The organism is Brevibacillus sp. NL20B1, assembly GCF_018195675.1.
In the GTDB taxonomy this organism is placed as follows: domain Bacteria; phylum Bacillota; class Bacilli; order Brevibacillales; family Brevibacillaceae; genus Brevibacillus; species Brevibacillus aydinogluensis.
On the sequence record NZ_JAGTPT010000005.1, the window covers coordinates 58,797 to 76,702 of the forward strand.

The window sequence follows — 17,906 nt, forward strand, 5'->3', positions numbered from 1 at the left end:
CCTCACTTTTTGTAAAATGCGTCCAGCACCTGCTGCACTTCTTGATCCGCCTTGGCCATCGCTTCCTCTACCGACATCTCGCCCAAGAAGGCACGGTTCATGTTGTCGTTAAACTTGCTCAGCCACTCTTCCCACACCGCGTTGTCGTCCAGCCGGCCGGCGAAGGCGAAGCTGTCCAAAAACGCCTGCTTGTTTTGCGGCGGAGTGCCGGTATCGAGGAACAGCGGGGAGTTCGCCACCGATTTTTTCACCGGCACCGCTTCGCCCAGACGGGCCCATTCCTGCTGCACCTCGTCGTCCGTCACCCAGTACTTGATCCACTCCCAGGCAGCCTGTGCCTTCGCGTCGCTCGTCTTGCTGTTGATCACCCAGGAATTGGCGATGATCGGGGCAAACCGCTTGCCGTCCGGCCCTTTGGGCAGCAGGGTAACGTCGTAGTTCAGGCCCGCTTCGTTGGCCGCCAGCACCCTGGCGTAAATGCCGATCCGCATCGCTGCCTGCCTGCTGGGGAACGGGGCGACCGGGCTTTTAAAGCTTTTCAGATCGCTCGGATCGGTAAACAGGTTGCGCTTCATCCCGTCCACAATCCACTCCAGCGCCTGCTTGTTTTCCGGCGATTGGATGATCGATTTTTGCATCGTCTCGTCCAATACGCCGCCGCCGTAGGACTTGAGCACGCTCATCCAGCCCTCGGTGATGCTGAAAAAGGCCAGGCCGAATTGATTGACAGCCTTTCCGTCAAAGGCCGGGTCGCGGGCATTGCGTCCGCTGCTGTCAAGCGTAAGCACTTCAGCCGCTTGTTTCAGATCGTCCCAGGTCCAGTTTTCGTTCGGGTACGGCACTCCCGCTTTGTCAAACATCTCCTTGTTGTAAAACAGCACCGCGATCTGCAGCCCCTGCGGCACTCCCCAGTAGCGTCCGTCGGCGTCCTTGTTGAACTCCAGGCCGTAGTAGTCGTCCGTGTTCAAGTCCCTCATGACCCAGTCGGTCAGATCCCTGGCAGCCCCCCGCTCGGCAAACTTGGCCACGTAGACACCGTCGGAGAGCCAGACGTCAGGCGCGCTGCCGGCGGCAATCTGGGTGTCCAGCTTTTGAAAGAACTTGCCGTATGGCGCCGATTCTGTCGTCACTTCGATGTTGCGGTGCTTTTCCATGAATCGCTTCACCAGCTCCTGCATTTTTGCATCCGAGGAGCCGGACGAGTAGTAGCCGAGTTTTATGGACACCTTTTCGCCGGTCTCTCCAGAGGCGTCCTGGCTGCCCGAGCAGCCGCTGATGAGCAGCGTTCCGCTCAGGCCAACGGCTGCCAGCCATTTGATGATGCGGTGTTTACGCATGCGAATCCCCCCGTTTTTTTCCGTTACCAATCGGATGAGCCGGGTCTGCCGTCAGGACGGTGGACCGCTCATCCAGGTCCAAGCCCCATTCGGCAATAATATTGAAAACATTCAGATAAATGCTGCTGTACTTCAACTGTACGCAATCCCCAGATAATGGGTCAATGTCGAAAACCCGTCTGAAATTCCTTCCCGCTCACTCGGCCGAGGCCCGCTCATGCTCGCTGTGGTTGATCGGAGAGGCGGCAAAAGAGAGGCGGTACACCTGCCGCGGCCTGCCCCGCGACGTGATTTTTTCCACCCCGACGATCTCCACCAGCCCGGCGTCGAGCCACTGCAGCAAGATGCGGTGGGCGCTGCGTACGGTCACCCCGAGAATCGAGGCCAGCTCTTGCGCGGTGTACTCCGTTTTCCCCAGACGCGTCACCTGTGCCATCAGTTTGCTCATGTAGGCAGCGGTCATGCCCGCCTTTTCCGCCTTTTGCAGCAGGTCCTTGTCGGTGATGGACAGCCCGTACACCATCGGATGCGCCATTTCGACCGGTCCGATGACGCTCCTGTCTTCCAGCACGATGAAGCAGATGTCCCCTCCGAACTCTTTGGACTGGCGGAGCGCCAGCCGGGCGTGGGTTCCCGCTTCGTTGGCCGACTTGCCAAAGCCGACGCCAATACTGAGCGAAACGCCCAGGGCGGATTTCGCGTCCGTCAAGAGCGGAATGAATTTGTACCCTCTCGTCTCCCGTTCGAAAATTCCCCGGGTGGTGACAAACTGGTACTCTCCCCCGCCCAGGCTGGTCAAATAGCCGTCCAGGCAGCCCACGTAATCGAGAAACATCCGGTGAATCTCCAGTTTTCGCTTCTGCACGTCGTACTCGGACGAGCTCCGCTCTACCCACTGCGTGTAGCCGTCGATCTGAATCAGTCCAAAGACAATTTGCGACTCCTTGTTGCGCCGCTTCTCCGTGGACAGCAGCGCCCGCTCCAGGGATACGGTGATGTCCTGGATGGTGGGCGTCACCCACTCGTTGGGAATGCCAAGACTGGTCAGCGCGTCGGACACGGCCTTCACGCCGGTCAGCGCCCCGTCGCTTATCCCCTGCTCAAACGCTTCCCGGTGAAAGCGGATCATCTCCTCCACCTGATAGGAGCCCCCGCTGTAGTAGTGCATCTCGGCAAACGGCTCTCCCAGTTCGTTCAGCACTTTTTCCACCGCCTGCGGGGCAATCGTGTCAATGGAGAAGCAGCCCCTCTTCCTGTACGGATACAGGCGAAACAGCGCGCGGTACAGTCCCGTTCCCGTTAGCGGCACGTAGTGGACCGGGACGGTAAAGGACACGGATTCCTTGGCGATTTTGTACGGATAGTAGCCGGAAAACAGCAGCACCTCCACTTCGTCCATCAACTCTCGGGCAAAGACGGGCGCGTCCGTAATCTGATCGGAAGCGCGAAATACGGGGATGAAATTGGGAAACGATTTGATCGCCTCCCGGATGTTTTCCACAATCGCGACTGGTCCGATAACCCCGATCTTGATTTTGATCTGCATCGCCACGCCCTCCTCCCTGCGCCTGTTGGGACTTATGACAGCCACTCATCCAAATGTTTTTGGACAAACCAATCGTCATTCAGCTCCGGGTACTCCCGGTACACGCGGTCAATCTCCTCCATCTGGCCTTCCGACAGTTCTTCATCCGGCCGCAGGCACCATCGCCCCGCCAGCAGCCCCTGCCGCCGCAGCACTTCGTGGATGCCGGGGATGCACCCGGCAAAGTGATGTGCGGGGTCGAAAAAGGCGGCATTGGCGTCCGTAACGGCGATGCCGCGGACCAGCAGCTCTGCCGGAATCATCCCGCTCTCCCTCGCCCGCTTGATCTCGTCGAGCAGCCTCACAGCCGCATGCGTCCAGACCGCCCAGTGGCCGAGCAGCCCCCCGACGATCCGTTTTTCCACCGGCTTTCCGTCCACCCAAACCCGATAGATCGTCAGCAGATCGGCGACGATGTTGTCGTCGTTGCCCGTGTACAGGGCAATGTCGTCACGGCGGCTGGATTGGCAGACGGCCCGCACGACATCGAGCGTCTGGTACCGGTTGAACGGGGCGATCTTCACCGCCATGACGCCGGGAATCTCGGCAAACTCCCGCCAAAACGCGGCGCTCAGCACCCGTCCCCCGACTGCGGGCTGCAGGTAAAAGCCAAACACCGGGATTACTTTGGCGATCTCCTCGGTTCGCCGCAGCAGGTCCGCTTCACTCCAGTCGTGAAGCCCTCCCATGCTGACCAGCCCCAGATCGTAGCCCAGTTTGGCCGCCAATTCCGCTTCGTGCAGCGCCTGTGCGGTGGGGCCGCAAATGCCTGCTACCTTGATGAACGAGTCGGTTTTTCCCGCCCGCTCCACTTCCTCGGCAGCGAGACGCAGCACCGGTTCCAGCAGATTGATCTCCCGGTCCCTGATCTCAAACTGGGTCGTGTGGACTCCCACGGCCACTCCACCGGCTCCGGCAGCCAGATAGTATCGCGTCAGCCCGCGCTGCCGCCGTTCGTCCAGCTTGCGTGAGGCATCGAGCGCGAGCGGGTGGGCCGGAATCACCACCCCTTCGTACAGGTTTTTGGCGACAGCCGGACGAAGCCCTTGGACCACCTCAAAATTCCCCCTTTCGCTCCTGGAAGCGCGTCGCTTTGTTCAAAATCTCGCCGCCCGCTTCGATCCACTCCACCGTCCAGTCGATCATCTGCTGAAGCGAGACCCGCGGGTACCCGAACAGCCGATGGGCTTCAGACGCATTGCTCAGGAGGGCGGTATCCTGCTCCTCGTTCACGAAGATGGGATCGACCCCAAAGCGCTTGGCGAACTGTTCAGCCAGCCAGCGTACGGAAATCGTTTCCGGACCGGTTACGTTCAGGATGCGAGGAGGCGTGTCGCACAGGGCGAGCGAGCGGATCGCCATTTCGTTGGCGTCCCCCTGCCAGATGACGTTGACGTGCCCCATGCTCAAATCAATCGGCTGCCGCTCGCGGACGGCTGAGGCTACTTCCAGCAGGACCCCGTATCTCATGTCTATCGCATAATTGAGCCGAAAATGCAGCATGGGGATGTTGTAAACGGTTGAAAAATAGGAGAAAATCCGCTCCCGGCCCAGGCACGACTGCGCGTATTCGCCCACCGGCGCAACCGGCGTCTCCTCGGTGGCTCCTCCCCCTTTGACCGGCATGAGCGGATACACGTTCCCCGTCGAATAGGAGACGATCCGCGAGTGGCGAAACGCTTCCGCTACCCGGCCCGGCAGGTAGGCATTCATCGCCCAGGTATACGGCTCTCGGCCAGTCGTGCCAAACTTTTGGCCGGCCATGTAGATGACATTCTCCGCCTTGGGCAGCTGCTGAAGCTGTTGGTCGTCCAGCAAATCGGCCGATATCGTTTCAATCCCGGCTGCCTCCAGCTTGGATCGGAGCGTCCCGGAGGAAAAACGGGAAACGCCAATCACCCGCTGCTTCCCTCCTGCCGCCCTGATCGCGTTTTTCGCCAACATGGCCAAACTGGGTCCCATCTTGCCGCCGACGCCGAGGATGATCAGATCCCCGTCCAGTTGGGATACCGCTCGAACCAAATCGTCTGAAGGTTCTGTCATTTTCCGTTCCAATTCTTCCACTGTCTTCATGCGTTCACCCCGATTTACGTGTTCTTCCTGCGAATGTTCTACTACACAGCGCTGTAGGTTTATTGTAAGAAGGGGGACGTAGAACAGACAAGGACGAAAACGCGTCTGAAATTCGGGGTGGACAGCGGCAGGAAAATCCCTATGACGTAATTGCCCACTATTTTTTTACCATTCTGAATACGACAAAAATCATTGACGAATCAAGCAAATCAGGCTACAGTACCCCTATCTCACTTAAACGCACAAAAGCACAAAAGCCGTAAAGCCAAAAAGCGGAAACGTGCATACATTCCACTTTGTACAAGGAGTATGACTATTGATGAACAAATCGTTGTCGTTTGCGCAAAGCGCATCGGTGCTGGCTGCCGTCGTTGCCGTGCTGTTTCCCGCCATGTTCTGGGGAAAAGCCGAGCCGCACATGCCGCTGTTGGCCGCGACCGTGGCCTCCACGGTTCTGCTGCGCCTGTACGGCATCAGGTGGAGCCGTATGGAGGAAGGCCTGGTGAAAGGGGTGCAGTCAGCCGTCGCGCCGATGCTGCTTCTCGCGCTGATCGGCATCCTGATCGGGGTATGGATGATGAGCGGAACGATTCCGACCATCCTGTACTACGGGATCGCCATCATCCAGCCGCAGTATTTTGCGCTGAGCGCCCTGTTCCTGACGCTCGTCATCTCTACCGTAACCGCAAGCTCGTTCACCACGGTCAGCACGGTCGGCGTCGCGATGATGGGTGTCTCCACCGCCCTGGGGATGGACCCGCTCGTAACGGCAGGTGCCGTCATCTGCGGCGCTTGTTTTGGGGACAAAATGTCGCCATTGTCCGACACGACCAACATTGCCGCCGGAGTGACGGACGTGCCATTGACGACGCATATTCGCTTCATGACGCGGACGACCGTCCCCGCATTTGCCATTACCGTGCTGTTCTTTGCTCTGCAGGGACAGACAGCGCCTGTCGACCTGCAGGGAATTTACGCCATCCGGCAGGAACTGGAGCAGCACTTTACCATCTCGGCCCTGACCCTGCTGCCGGCGTTGGCTGTGCTCTTCTGCTCCGCCATGCGCATACCGATCATGCCGACGCTGGTTACGGGCATTGCCGGCGGGATCGCGGTCGCTGCGCTGCTGCAGGGCGTGACCTCGCCGGCCGAGTGGCTGAATGTGATGCAAAATGGGTTTCACGCCTCGTTTTCCAATGACATTGTCGCCTCGATCGTCAACCGCGGCGGCCTGATGTCGATGACCTGGTCGCTCTCTCTGATCCTGATCGCTCTCTCGCTGGGCGGTCTGCTGCACCACAGCGGCGTGTTTGATGGCCTGTTTCGCTCGCTGATGCAACGGATCAAGCGAGACAGCGGGCTGGTCGGGCTGGCCGGAACCTCCTCCATTCTGGTCAACGCGCTGACCGGTGAGCAGTACCTCTCCATCCTGCTGCCTGGCCAGATGTTTCGGGAGACCTTTGCCCGCAGGGGGATGGAGCTCAAGCGTCTCTCTCGCACCCTGGAGGACTGCGGCACGCTGGTCAATCCCCTCATTCCCTGGGGCGTGAGCGGCGCGTTTTTCACCAACATGCTGCACGTATCAACGGTTGAATACCTTCCGTACGCCCTGTTTTTGTGGCTGTCGCCGCTGTTTACCTTTATCTACGCCTGGTTCCGCCGCTAAAGCACTACGCCGAACCGTACACCGTGGTACAGTTTTTCCCGTTGTGCTTGGAGCGGTAGAGCGCTTCGTCTGCCGCCCGCTTCAACCCGTCTGCCGTGTCGGCGTGCTGGGGATAACATGCGATTCCCACGCTGACCGATACCGGAATGACCTGCTCTTCGCAAACCAGCGGGTGCAGGCGCAGGTACTCCCGGACAGCGCCCACTTTGGCCATCGCTTCGTCCAGCGTCGCCCGCGGGGACAGCAGCATGAACTCGTCTCCGGCGTAGCGGTAGACGCTGTCTTCCAGTGCGGCGCTCTGTTTTAACGCCTCGGCGATGCGCCGAATCAGCGCGTCGCCCAGGTGATGGCCGTACTGGTCGTTCACCGCTTTCAGATGGTCGGAGTCGAACATGATCAGCGCGACGGAGGGCGGCTGGCTCTCTAGAAGCTGCTCCAGATCGCGGTGAAAGGCGCGGTAGTTCAGAATGCCGCTCAGCTCGTCCCGGAACGACATCTGGTACATCCGATCGTACAGCCTGGCGTTTTCGATCGCGCTGGCCACCTGAAAGCCGATGATGGCGAGCAGCTCCTCGTGCTCCTTTTTGTAGGCAAATTCGCGGTACGACTGGGCGGAGATCACCCCTTTGATCTGGTTGTCCAGCATCAGCGGCACAAAAATGCAGGCATTGGTGTCGTTGTCGGGGTTGCCCCACCGCACGGACGCCCCTTCCGCCTCATCATCCGACGTCTGCAGATGGACGGTTTGCCGGGTGGCGAGCACTTTGGAAATCAAACCTTTTCCGTAGGGGAGGGTGATCGGACCGTAGTTCACCCCGCTGTCGATGCAAAGCGGAATGCGGATCTCGTTGTCCCCTTCATCGTAAAAGGCGATCAGGAAGGCGTCTGTGGGCATGACCCGGGAGACCAGTTCAAAGGCCTTCCACAGAATCTTTTCTTCCTCAAAGGTCTTGGCAAAGATGTGGCTGAGGTCGTGGATAATTTTTAAATGTTCTGACAACCACAGCAGATGTGTCACTTTTTCATGCAGGGTGACAATTCCCTCCAGCAGTTGTTTGTGACCGATGTATTCAGGCTCCGGGAGATCCCCGGCAAGTTGGCGGGAGAGCGCATCCACTTCCTCGCGGTCCACCTGTTCGATCCGGTGCAGCCACTGGCTGTACCGTTTCAGCAGGTGCAGCGTGTACTCTTCCCTGGTCGATGGTTCTTCACGCATGTACAACCCTCCAGCACCTTCGAGCGTTGATCCTGTTGGCGCTTCGCCGCCGACTGCGCTTTCCCTATCGCTTTCTCTCGTGATAACGGTCGACTGCGGCGCGAATCGCCTGCAGCACCGCTCCCTGACCAGGCGCCAGGAAACGTTCCTGCACCTCCTGCACAATCTCCGCCATCCCGTTCGCGACTGATTTTCCTCTCAACAGCGAGGCGAGAAAGTCGCTCGTTTTCTCCATGACAAACGTAAAGCTGGCATCGCAGATGACATCGTCTTCCACGTCGATGATCAGCACACATCCCACCATCGTGGACAATTCGTACAAGGTCGTCCCCTTGGGTATTTGGGCAAAGCCTGCCGTCAACACGGTCCGCCTGTCCGTCCAGTCCGCCATCCGATTCATCCTCCCTGCTCATTGTTGGAATAGAACCCTTCGTCCGATCCGCTCCCTTGTTTGACGGACGAGAAAACGGCTACCCCTTCAAGGCAATAGCCTGTGCCGAATTTTATTGTTATGTACAACCAATTTTACCCTATTCCATCTGTTGTTTCCATCCTCTGGTCGATGGGTCAGATACATATACCGACGCCTCCCCCACAACAAAGCAAGGCGCAGGCGATCCGTGTCACCGGACCGGCCTGCGCCGCTGTCTCGTGTGTCTATTTCTTCGCTTGATCAATGGCGTTCCGCACCTTGCCGCCTGCCTGGCGCAGCCGCTCCGCCGCTTCCGCCGCCGACAGGCCGGCGAGCTTCATCACGATCGCCACGCGGGCGTCTCCGCCGGCTTCGGCGATCAACTGCTCCGCTTCGGCGTAGCTGACGCCGGCTGCCTGCATGACAATGTGCTTGGCCCGCTCCCGCAGCTTGTGGTTGGTCGCCTGTACGTTGACCATCAGGTTGCCGTACACTTTGCCCAGGTGGACCATGCTGGCCGTCGTCAGCATGTTCAGCACCATCTTGGTGGCGCTCCCCGCCTTCAGCCGCGTCGATCCGGTCACCACTTCCGGGCCGACGACGATGTTGATCGAGACGTCCACGCCCTGGCTGATGTCGGGATCGGGATTGCAGGAGAGGGAGACGGTGGCCGCCCCCCGCGCCTTGGCTTCTTCCAGCGCGCCGATCACGTACGGCGTTCGACCGCTGGCGGCTATGCCCACCACTACGTCACCGGCTCGGACGCCGCACCGGCGGACGTCTTCTTTTCCCAACTCCGGCGAGTCTTCCGCCCCTTCGATCGCTTCCTTCAACGCTGCTTCCCCGCCGGCGATGATTCCCTGCACCATTTGCGGATCAGTGCCAAAGGTGGGCGGACACTCCGCAGCATCCAGCACCCCCAGCCGGCCGCTTGTGCCGGCGCCGAAGTAAAAGAGGCGCCCTCCTGCTTCCAGGGCGGCGGCGATCATGTCCACAGCCCGTGCCACCTCGGGCAGAACACACTGTACGGCGTGCGCCACCTTTTTGTCCTCTTCGTTCATCAGCGTCACGATTTCCAGGCTGGACATCTGATCCAGCGACTCGCTCGCCTGGTTGCGCATCTCCGTTGTGAGCTCAAACAAGTTCTCCCCCATTGGCTTCCCCCTCTGGATGGTATCGGCACAGATTTTTCCTGACTGCTGCATTGACTGACAGGCCTGCCCGCCTCAGCGCCTCGGCCAGACAACCGGTCACCGGCGGCGCATCCGGCAGGACCGCCTCAAACCGGGCCATCTGCATCACGGCGCGGCGCAGCATCGTATCAGATGCCAACAACCCGCCCGCCAGCACTACGGGCAGCCGCTCTCCAGCCTTGGCCCGACACGCCTCCGCCAGCTCCACGAGCGAAGCGGCTGCCTGCCGCACCAGCCGTCCGGCCACCTCGTCTCCTGCGGCAGCCGCCCGGTCCACCAGGATGGCCGCCCCGGCCAATTCCCTGCGCGGATTGGGCGATCCGTACAATCGAGCGATCAGTTGGTCGGGCGCCTCCACCCCGTAGTGCGACACCAGCATCCCGGTCAGCGCCGTCGGGTCGCCGCGGCCGTCAAACGCCCGGAGCACAGCCGCCACCGCCTGCCGGCCCAGGTCATAGCCGCTGCCCTCGTCGCCGACCAGATATCCCCAGCCTCCGACGCGATGCCGGCTCCCATCCGCCGTCAGCGCGTAGGCGATGGAACCGGTGCCGGCAATCAGCACGATGCCCGGTTCGCCCCAGGTGCCGGAGTAGAGTGCGGCCACGGCATCGTTGTCGATCTGCAGCCGCTCTCCCCACTCCGCTCGAAACGCGTTGGCAATCTGCGTCTGCACCTGCGGCCGGTCGGCACCGGCCAATCCGAAAAACAGCCCTTCCACCTCGTGTGCCGCCGCACCCGCCTGTTGGAAACAGTCGCGCAGCAACGCGCGCAGCGTCTCCTCCACCTCCGGCCAGGGGCGCGACAGCGGATTGCTTCCCTCTCCCATCGCCAGGGCGACGATCTGCCCGTCCGCACCGCAGACAGCCGCCGTAGTCTTGCTCCCGCCGCCGTCGATGCCGACAAACCAGCGCCGCTGTTCACTTGACCGCACCGGCTGTCAACCCCTCCATGAACTGCCTGGACGCCAGGAGAAACACGACGATCATCGGCAGGGCGGAGAGCGTCAGGCCGGCAAACAGCAGGCTCCAGTCCGTCTCGTACTCGCCGAACAGCACCATCATCCCCACCGGGATCGTCTTCAGCGTCTCTTCCTGGATGAAGATCAGCGGAAAAAAGAAATCGTTCCAGGCGCTGATAAAATTGATGATCACCACGGTCCCGAGCGCGGGCCGAATCAGCGGCAGCAGCACCCGCCACAGGATTTGAAAGTGGCTGCAGCCGTCGATTCGGGCGGCCTCCTCCAGTTCCACCGGCAGCGTGCGGAAAAAGCCGGTGAGGATGAACACGGAGATCGGGATGCCGCTCGCCGTGTATATCACAATCAGCGACCAGAGGGAGTTTAACAGCCCCAGCTTTTTCATCAGCATGAACAGCGGCACAATCCCCAGCTTGATCGGGATCATCAAGCCGATCAGAAAGAAGAAGTACAGCACCCCTGTCCAGCGGAACGAGAACCGGGCCAGATAATAGGCGGCCATTGCCGAAACGAGGGCGATCAGCACGACCGAGGCGACGCTGACAACGATGCTGTTCCAAAAAAAGTGGCCAAACGGCACTGCCTCCCACAGCTTGCGGTACGTCTCCAGGCTGAACGAGCGGGGCAGCGAGAGCGGATCAGAAAAAATCTCCACATTGGTTTTAAACGACGAGACGATCATCAGCACAATCGGGTACGTCGCCACCAGCGCAAACAGATAGGCGAACACATACTGCAGCGACCGGACGCCCACGCCAGTTTTCACAAGACTGCTCCTCCTTTCCGCTCCGTCAGTGCTGCACTTCCCGTTTCCGCATCAGGTAGAGAGAGAGGGCTGAGACGGATGCGACGATGAAAAAGATGACGATGGCTAGCGCCGAGCCCAGACCAATGGAGATGTCTCCGGCGCCTCCCGCCCCGCTGAACGCCAACCGGTAAAAGTAGACGGCCAGCGTGTCGGTGGAATAATACGGTTCGCCCATCGACCCCTGCATGGCGTACACCAGTTCAAACGCTTCGAACGCCTGGATGAAGGTAAAGATCGTCATGATCGTGATCGAAGGCATGCAGAGCGGAAGAATGATCTTCACCAGCATGCGAAGGCCGCTCGCCCCGTCCAAGCGGGCCGCCTCGATCAGCTCCTCGGGAATGGACTGCAGCCCGGCGAGGAAGATCAGCACCGCAAACCCGATGCCAAACCAGCAGTTGACGAGAATGATTGCCAACAAGGCGGTATCCGGGTCTCCCAGCCAGGGCCTGGCCCACTCCGAAAGGCCCAGCTTGTGCAACAAGGTATTGAGCGCCCCGTAGTTGGGATTGAGGATCAGCTTCCACAAAAAGCCGACCACGATGACGGACAAGAGTCGAGGGAGGAAATAGGCCACCTTGAGGAGACCGGCTCCCCTGAGCTTGCGGTAGATGAGAAAGGCGAGCACAAAGGCGATGCCGTTTTGCACAATCATCTCAACCACGAAGTAGATGACGTTGTGGCCAAACGCGTTCCAGAACATTTCCTGAAACGGCTCCACCCGAAACAGCGTGATGAAGTTTTTCAGGCCGACGTAGGCGCCTCTGGAGATGCCCTCCCACTCGTACAAGCTGTAGGTGAAGGCAGACACGATCGGGTAGACGACAAACAATGTGTAAATCACGAGAGCCGGAAGGGGAAACAGGTGGACGAGCCACCGCGCTTTTCCCTTTGAACGGGCAGCCCGTGTCTTTGCTATGCTCATGTTCACCCACCCCCTGATGAGGGCGGCGGAGCGGAAACAAGCACGCTCTCACCCCGCCGCCATTTTCCACAAATGTCTACTTCTTGAAAGCGGGGAACCATTTTTCCGCTGAATTCTGCACCTCTTGCGCCACCTGCTCCGGCGTCAATTTGCCGAGGTACATGCCCTGCAGGGCGTTCTCCAGCGTCTTTTTCGTCGACGGATTCCCTTCCGCAAAATGGACCACCATCAGATACGGCGTGGCGATGCTCTGCGACATCTCCGCCATCTTGTTCACCAGCGGGTCGTCGGTGCTCACTCCGGGCACGGCGCTGATCCGTTTGAACTCGCTTGCAAACAGCTCGCCGAATTTTTTCGTCGTCATAAACTCCAAAAACTTCAGCGCCTCCTGTTTGTGTTTGGACTTGGCGTTGACTGCGTACGAGCCGTCCACCCAGGTGGTCAAAACGTTGCTGCCGTCATCCGTCGGCATCGGGAAGAAATCGATCGGCAAATCCGGGTTCATCTTTTTCAACCCTTCCAGCTCAAAGCTGCCATTGATGAACATGGCCGCCTTTTCCGTGAAAAACATCGTGCGGATGTCGTTCAGTTCCAGGCCGACGAAATTTTCCGGGAAATAAGGGACCAGCTCCTGCATCCGCTGCAGCGATTTGACAAACTCAGGGCTGGTGAAGGTACTCTCCCCTTTCAGCAGCTTGTCAACAAACGCGTTGCCGTTGTAGGTTCCCGGTGCAATCACGCCGTGGCTGAGTGAGAGCAGCCATCCTTCCTTGGCGCCAAACGCGAATGGCACCACGCCATTTTCCTTCAGTGTTTTGGCTGTGGCGATCAGTTCGTCCCAGCTTTTCGGCTCCTTTAACCCGTACTGGTCGAAGATTTTTTTGTTGTAGTAAATCTGCGTCGAGTTGAGCGAGAGCGGGACGCCGTATATCTTGCCGTCTTTGCCTGTGGCAGCGGCCAGGACGTCCTGGGGAAACTCGCGTATGCCGGGCAGATTGTCAAGCGGCTCCAAATGGCCCGCCTCCGCCAGCGAGATGCCGGGCGCGTAGGGCCGAAGCTGCAGGATGTCGGGGCCGCTGTCACTCTGCAGGGCCGTGTTCAGGATCGTGTCGTACTCCGTGGCCTTGAGCGGCTTGAAGTCGATCTTGATGCCGGGGTTCTCTGCTTCAAATGCCTGGATGATCTTCTTGTACCCCTCCGTGTCCTCAACGCGCCAACTGTTCATGGTGAGCGTCACCTGCGCGGAGCCGCCCTGCCCTCCCTGCTCGCCCGACGGTTTGGTCGTCTCTGCTCCGCCGCTGCATCCGGCCAGGGCCATCGTGGCGGCCAGCACAACCGAAGCGGCTGTGTGCAAACAGAACCTCTTCATGCTCCAACTTCCCCCTTTTGTACACTTGACTGCAATTTATGTCAGGTCCGGCATGAGCCGGGCCGTGACGGCATCGTGCAGGATCGGCCGCAAGCGCCTGAGCGCGTGATCGCGGCCAAGATGGACGGCATTGGTGAGGAAAATGACGGCCCATCCGCGCTCCGGATCGATCCACATGCTGGTCCCGGTAAAGCCGGTGTGGCCGAAGCTGTTCCGGCTGAATCCACAGCCGCAGCTCAGCCCCTCACCGGCGCAGTTCACCTCCCAGCCCAGGCCCCTCGCTCCTCCCTTGCCCTCCGTGCGGCAGCGTACGGCCTGCTCCCTCCATTTGGGGGTGATCGGCGCCGGATCGCTGCCCAGCCACAACATGGCATAGCGGCACAGGTCGTCGGCGGTGGCAAACAAGCCGGCATGACCGGCTACTCCTCCCATCGCGTACGCTTTTTCGTCGTGCACCTCACCGGTGAGGAAGCCGTTGGTCAAGCGGCACCACTCTGTAGACGCAATATTGCGAAAAATCTTCCGATCCGGACGGAAGCAGGTGTGCCGCATGCCCAGCGGATCAAACAGGCGCCGCTTGACATAACGGTCCAGCGGCTCTCCGGTCAGCTTCTCCACGAGCAGCCCCAGCCAGATCATCCCCAGGTCGCTGTACACCACGCGTTCGCCGGGCGGATGCAGCAGCGGCAGCGCGTACAACGTCTCCGGCAGCGGAATGTGAGCGTCCCTGCGCCGTTTTTCCGTGTCGGCAGCCAATCCCGCCGTATGCGTCAGGAGCTGCTCGATGGTGATATCCCGCTTGTCGGCCGGACAGTCGGGAAAGAAGCAGCCTACGGGATCGTCCAGGGCGAGCCGCCTCTCCTGCAGCAGCAGCAGAACGGCAGGCAAGGTGGCTGTCACTTTCGTCAGCGAAGCGAGGTCGAACAGCGTATCCGGCGTCACCGGCTGTCCGTCCGGCAGACTGGTCCGGCCCACGTCACAGGCGAAGAGGAGGCCGCGCCTGTTGACGACACGCAAGGCGGCCCCTGGTATCAACCCCTGCTCCACCCATTCCTCCAGCAGCCGCTTGACGCTTTCCATCTTCGCTTCCTCCTCTACGACCGCTTGGTCCGGCTCACGGCCAGGCGCGTTTTTTCCAGCAGCGGGATCACTTCCTGATGCCTTCTGGAGACCATGGCGATAAACACAATGTCGATCACGTTCAACTGGGCGATCCGGGAGGCCATGGCGCCGCTGCGGATACTCTTTTCGACCGAACTGGTGAACAGTCGGATGTCGGCCAGCTCGGCGACGGGAGACAGCCCAAATTTGGTCAGGGTGATGATGGTCGCCCCCTGCTGTTTCGCCTCCGTCAGCGACTGAATGATGTCTTCCGTCTGTCCCGAGTAGGAGATGCCGATTGCCACGTCCCGCTCCGTCAGGTTGACGGCCGACGTGAGCTGGGCGTGAAAGTCGGAATACGCTTCGCACCAGAGGTTGATCCGGGAAAACTTTTGCTTGATGTCCTCCGCGATCACGGCAGAAGCGCCTACTCCGTACACGTCGATCTTGCGGGCCCGGGACAGCGCTTCGGCCGCCCGCTCCACCTCTTCGGCTGATAGGACGGAAAGCGTGTCCTTGATCGACTGGATGTTGTTCCAACTGATCGCCTGCATGATCGAGTCCACGCTGCCCTCCATCATGATTTCCTGGTAGCTGTCCGACTCCGACTGCTTGTTCAGATCCCCGGCGATTCTCAGCTTTAATTCCTGGTATCCCTTCATGTTCAGCGTCCGCGCCAGGCGAATGATCGTCGCTTCCGAAACGCCGCTCAACTCCGCCAGCTTCTGGACCGACAGCTTTACCACCTCATGCGGATGGGCGAGAATAAAATCGGCCACTTTTCGTTCGGACGGCTTCAATTCTTCCAACATTGCTTGCAGACTGACAAGACCTCCGCTCAGCATCCCGACACCACTTCCTACCAAAACTTCCCTTTTATTTTATGTAATTTTATTTCTAAAGTCAATCGCTGTTTATTAAACAATATTACAACAACGGCAAAAAAATGTCCGTTGGAAAGGGGCAACACTCGAAGACGTTGTCGCTTTGGACTTCCTAAAAAACTTGATGAAGGCATGCGTCTACATCCAAAAGGGGATAAGCAGGCTGACCTATATTATGACAAAGGGGAAAAGCATTTGTTTGGAATGGATGAAACTACTGCACATGCGAGCAGGTTTACTTTTTTGTTATATCATTTGTAATATATAGGTGGAAATTTACATAATGAGGAAGATAGAAAAAACACTAAGGGAGGTATTAATGTGGAATTTTATTACTTAGGAATACTGATGATCCTATTCGTTCTTGCCATATACAATTTCTTAGAAGCTATTAAATGGATTGTCGAGAAAAATGAGAAGGAATTTAATAAACGAAGAATAGTTTCTATAGTAAGTTTCGTTATTTTTATGATTATCTATATTCTTTCATTCAAATTAAAATAAACCTGAAACTATCGCTAAAAAACAAAAATCATGGTTGTCGAGAAATTCTCGACAACCTGTTACAAATGAAATCGGTCATATAAGCTAATAGTATAAAAAATATGTTCAGCATAAACGTAAATATAGCCCGTGATGCCGTGAATCTACCGTTCCTCAAGTCCCCTATGCGTTGCATCATTTCCAACCTGCCTCAAATGAAGCTTTTCTATCACCCCAGCACTGAAATGCCTATCTCGCGAATCCGCATCAGTCATGTTTGTAAAACATCGGGAAATCATTCCATGTATTGCATTTTTAGCAGGGTACATAGAACATAGACAATCCTCCATGAAAATTTTCGGGACAATAACAAAAGGGATATCATACGATGAGTTTTCTCCGCCTCTTGACCTTTCCGCAACGGCAACCCTTACGCTCAAAGCGACACCATCATCATTACGTGGAGGGGAGTCCAGATGAAGACGACACTGCTCAAAGGCTGCACGATTCTGACGATGCGGGAGGGAGAGCAACCGTTTGCGGGGGACATCCTGATCGAGGGCGAGCGGATCGCCGGCGTCGCCCCTGTCATCGACCGTGAGGCAGACGAGGTGATTGACGCCAGGGGAATGGCGGCGATGCCCGGCCTGATCAACGCCCACAACCACGCCGCCATGTGCCTGATGCGCGGCTTTTCCGACGACCTGAAGCTGATGGACTGGCTGGAGAAAAAGATGCTGCCCGCTGAAGCGCGGATGACGGAAGAGGACATCTACTGGGGCACGCTGCTCGCCGCAGCGGAGATGATCCGCTCCGGCACGACCGCGTTTGCCGACATGTATGTCTGCATGGACGCGGTGGGACAGGCGGTGCTGGACAGCGGGATGCGGGCCTCGCTCACCCGGGGTCTGGTCTTTCTCCAGGATGACGGAGGCAAGCGGATGCAGGAAGGGATCGACCTGGTGGAAAAGTGGTCTGGTGCTGGCGATGGACGCATCACCACGATGTTTGGCCCGCACGCCCCCTATACCTGCCCGCCCGAACCGCTGCGGGAGGTGATCGCACTGGCTCGGGAGCGGCGCGTGCCCATCCACATCCACCTGGCCGAAACGATCGAGGAGACGGTCAAGCTCCGCGACAAGTACGGACAGACCCCGACCGAATACCTGTACCAGCTCGGCCTGTTCGACCACCATCATGTCCTCTTGGCCCACGCCGTCCACCTGACGCGCCGAGACATCGGCTACCTGCGCGGCATGCGCGGCGGCGTCGCCCACAATCCCGTCAGCAACCTAAAGCTGGGCTGCGGAATTGCGCCGGTGACCGATCTGCTGGCGCAAGGCATCACCGTCGGCCTTGGTACGGACGGCGCCGGCAGCGCCACCACGCTGGACATGTTTGCGGAGATCAAAGCCGCCACCTGGCTGCAGAAGCTGGATTACGGCGACCCGACCCGGCTGCCGGCCGAACAGGTGCTGCGCATGGCGACGATCGAAAGCGCCAAACTGCTGGGCATCGACCACGAGGTAGGGACTCTGGAAACGGGCAAAAAGGCAGACCTCATTCTGATCGACCTCGACAAGCCTCACCTGCAGCCTGTCCACAACATCGCCTCGCTGATCGCCTACGGCGCCCAGGGCGGAGACGTCGACACCGTATTCGTCAACGGCCGCATGATGATGCGGCGGCGTGAACTCCTTACCCTCTCCTGGGAAGAGATCAAAAAACAGGCGGCCAAGCGGGCGGCGAGACTGGTCCAGGGGTTGTGACGAAACGCACGGACGCAAAAACACAAGCCGTGTCCCCCATTGGGAGCACGGCTTGTGTTTCGTATGTGCCACACACTTCTTGGCGGATACAGGTACGCCCGCCGTGATC

At 58.9% G+C, this 17,906-nt stretch carries 15 protein-coding genes; 2 read left to right on the forward strand and 13 right to left on the reverse strand.

Translation table 11 applies throughout. The features are described 5' to 3' along the window. Nucleotides 1–2: 2 nt before the first annotated feature. From KDN35_RS05155 to KDN35_RS05170, 4 genes are all read right to left on the reverse strand, one after another. A complete protein-coding gene (locus KDN35_RS05155; RefSeq protein WP_212132290.1) occupies nt 3–1,337 on the reverse strand; it encodes an ABC transporter substrate-binding protein in 1,335 nt (444 codons plus the stop codon). A gap of 196 nt (nt 1,338–1,533) precedes the next feature. Next, nucleotides 1,534–2,883 (reverse strand): helix-turn-helix domain-containing protein, encoded by a 1,350-nt coding sequence (locus KDN35_RS05160; protein ID WP_171565768.1) that lies wholly within the window; start codon nt 2,881–2,883, stop codon nt 1,534–1,536. Between the two features lie 32 nt (nt 2,884–2,915). Beyond that, nucleotides 2,916–3,977, reverse strand: a complete 1,062-nt coding sequence (locus tag KDN35_RS05165) for a dihydrodipicolinate synthase family protein (RefSeq protein ID WP_212132291.1) — start codon at nt 3,975–3,977, stop codon at nt 2,916–2,918. Between the two features lies 1 nt (nt 3,978). Next, nucleotides 3,979–4,995, reverse strand: coding sequence for an NAD-dependent epimerase/dehydratase family protein (locus tag KDN35_RS05170; protein ID WP_212132292.1), 1,017 nt, complete (start codon nt 4,993–4,995; stop codon nt 3,979–3,981). A gap of 319 nt (nt 4,996–5,314) precedes the next feature. Here KDN35_RS05170 and nhaC point away from each other — a divergent pair, with 319 nt between their 5' ends. After that, nucleotides 5,315–6,661, forward strand: coding sequence for a Na+/H+ antiporter NhaC (nhaC, locus tag KDN35_RS05175; RefSeq protein ID WP_212132293.1), 1,347 nt, complete (start codon nt 5,315–5,317; stop codon nt 6,659–6,661). 4 nt (nt 6,662–6,665) lie between these two features. Here the strand turns inward: nhaC and KDN35_RS05180 are convergent, their stop codons facing one another. The 9 genes from KDN35_RS05180 to KDN35_RS05220 all read right to left on the reverse strand — a co-directional run bounded on the left by KDN35_RS05180 (nt 6,666) and on the right by KDN35_RS05220 (nt 15,506). Then, entirely contained in the window at nt 6,666–7,877 is a 1,212-nt protein-coding gene (locus tag KDN35_RS05180; protein WP_212132294.1) for a sensor domain-containing diguanylate cyclase, read from the reverse strand. Nucleotides 7,878–7,941: 64 nt separating this feature from the next. Further along, nucleotides 7,942–8,268: a DUF3870 domain-containing protein gene (locus tag KDN35_RS05185; RefSeq protein ID WP_171565773.1), complete on the reverse strand. Its 327-nt coding sequence runs from the start codon at nt 8,266–8,268 to the stop codon at nt 7,942–7,944. Nucleotides 8,269–8,534: 266 nt separating this feature from the next. Next, on the reverse strand, nt 8,535–9,443 hold the full coding sequence (murQ, locus tag KDN35_RS05190; protein ID WP_171565774.1) for an N-acetylmuramic acid 6-phosphate etherase: 909 nt from the start codon (nt 9,441–9,443) through the stop codon (nt 8,535–8,537). Beyond that, nucleotides 9,424–10,413, reverse strand: a complete 990-nt coding sequence (locus KDN35_RS05195; protein ID WP_212132295.1) for an N-acetylglucosamine kinase — start codon at nt 10,411–10,413, stop codon at nt 9,424–9,426. Before KDN35_RS05195 ends, murQ begins: the two co-directional genes overlap by 20 nt. Beyond that, the gene (locus KDN35_RS05200; protein WP_171565776.1) at nt 10,400–11,224 is read right to left on the reverse strand and encodes a carbohydrate ABC transporter permease; all 825 of its coding nucleotides are present in this window, start codon (nt 11,222–11,224) and stop codon (nt 10,400–10,402) included. The genes KDN35_RS05195 and KDN35_RS05200 overlap by 14 nt, the downstream gene beginning before the upstream one ends. Nucleotides 11,225–11,249: 25 nt before the next feature. Beyond that, entirely contained in the window at nt 11,250–12,191 is a 942-nt protein-coding gene (locus tag KDN35_RS05205; RefSeq protein WP_212132296.1) for a carbohydrate ABC transporter permease, read from the reverse strand. Nucleotides 12,192–12,267: 76 nt separating this feature from the next. Continuing rightward, a complete protein-coding gene (locus KDN35_RS05210) occupies nt 12,268–13,560 on the reverse strand; it encodes an ABC transporter substrate-binding protein (protein ID WP_212132297.1) in 1,293 nt (430 codons plus the stop codon). A gap of 36 nt (nt 13,561–13,596) precedes the next feature. Continuing rightward, nucleotides 13,597–14,640, reverse strand: coding sequence for a serine hydrolase domain-containing protein (locus tag KDN35_RS05215; RefSeq protein ID WP_212132298.1), 1,044 nt, complete (start codon nt 14,638–14,640; stop codon nt 13,597–13,599). 14 nt (nt 14,641–14,654) lie between these two features. After that, nucleotides 14,655–15,506: a MurR/RpiR family transcriptional regulator gene (locus KDN35_RS05220; protein WP_171565780.1), complete on the reverse strand. Its 852-nt coding sequence runs from the start codon at nt 15,504–15,506 to the stop codon at nt 14,655–14,657. 998 nt (nt 15,507–16,504) lie between these two features. On the opposite strand from KDN35_RS05220, the gene KDN35_RS05225 reads away from it, so the two are divergent. Beyond that, nucleotides 16,505–17,797 carry an amidohydrolase gene (locus KDN35_RS05225; RefSeq protein WP_212132299.1) on the forward strand — a complete coding sequence of 431 codons (1,293 nt, stop codon included), beginning with the start codon at nt 16,505–16,507 and terminating at the stop codon, nt 17,795–17,797. The last annotated feature ends 109 nt before the right edge of the window (nt 17,798–17,906 follow it).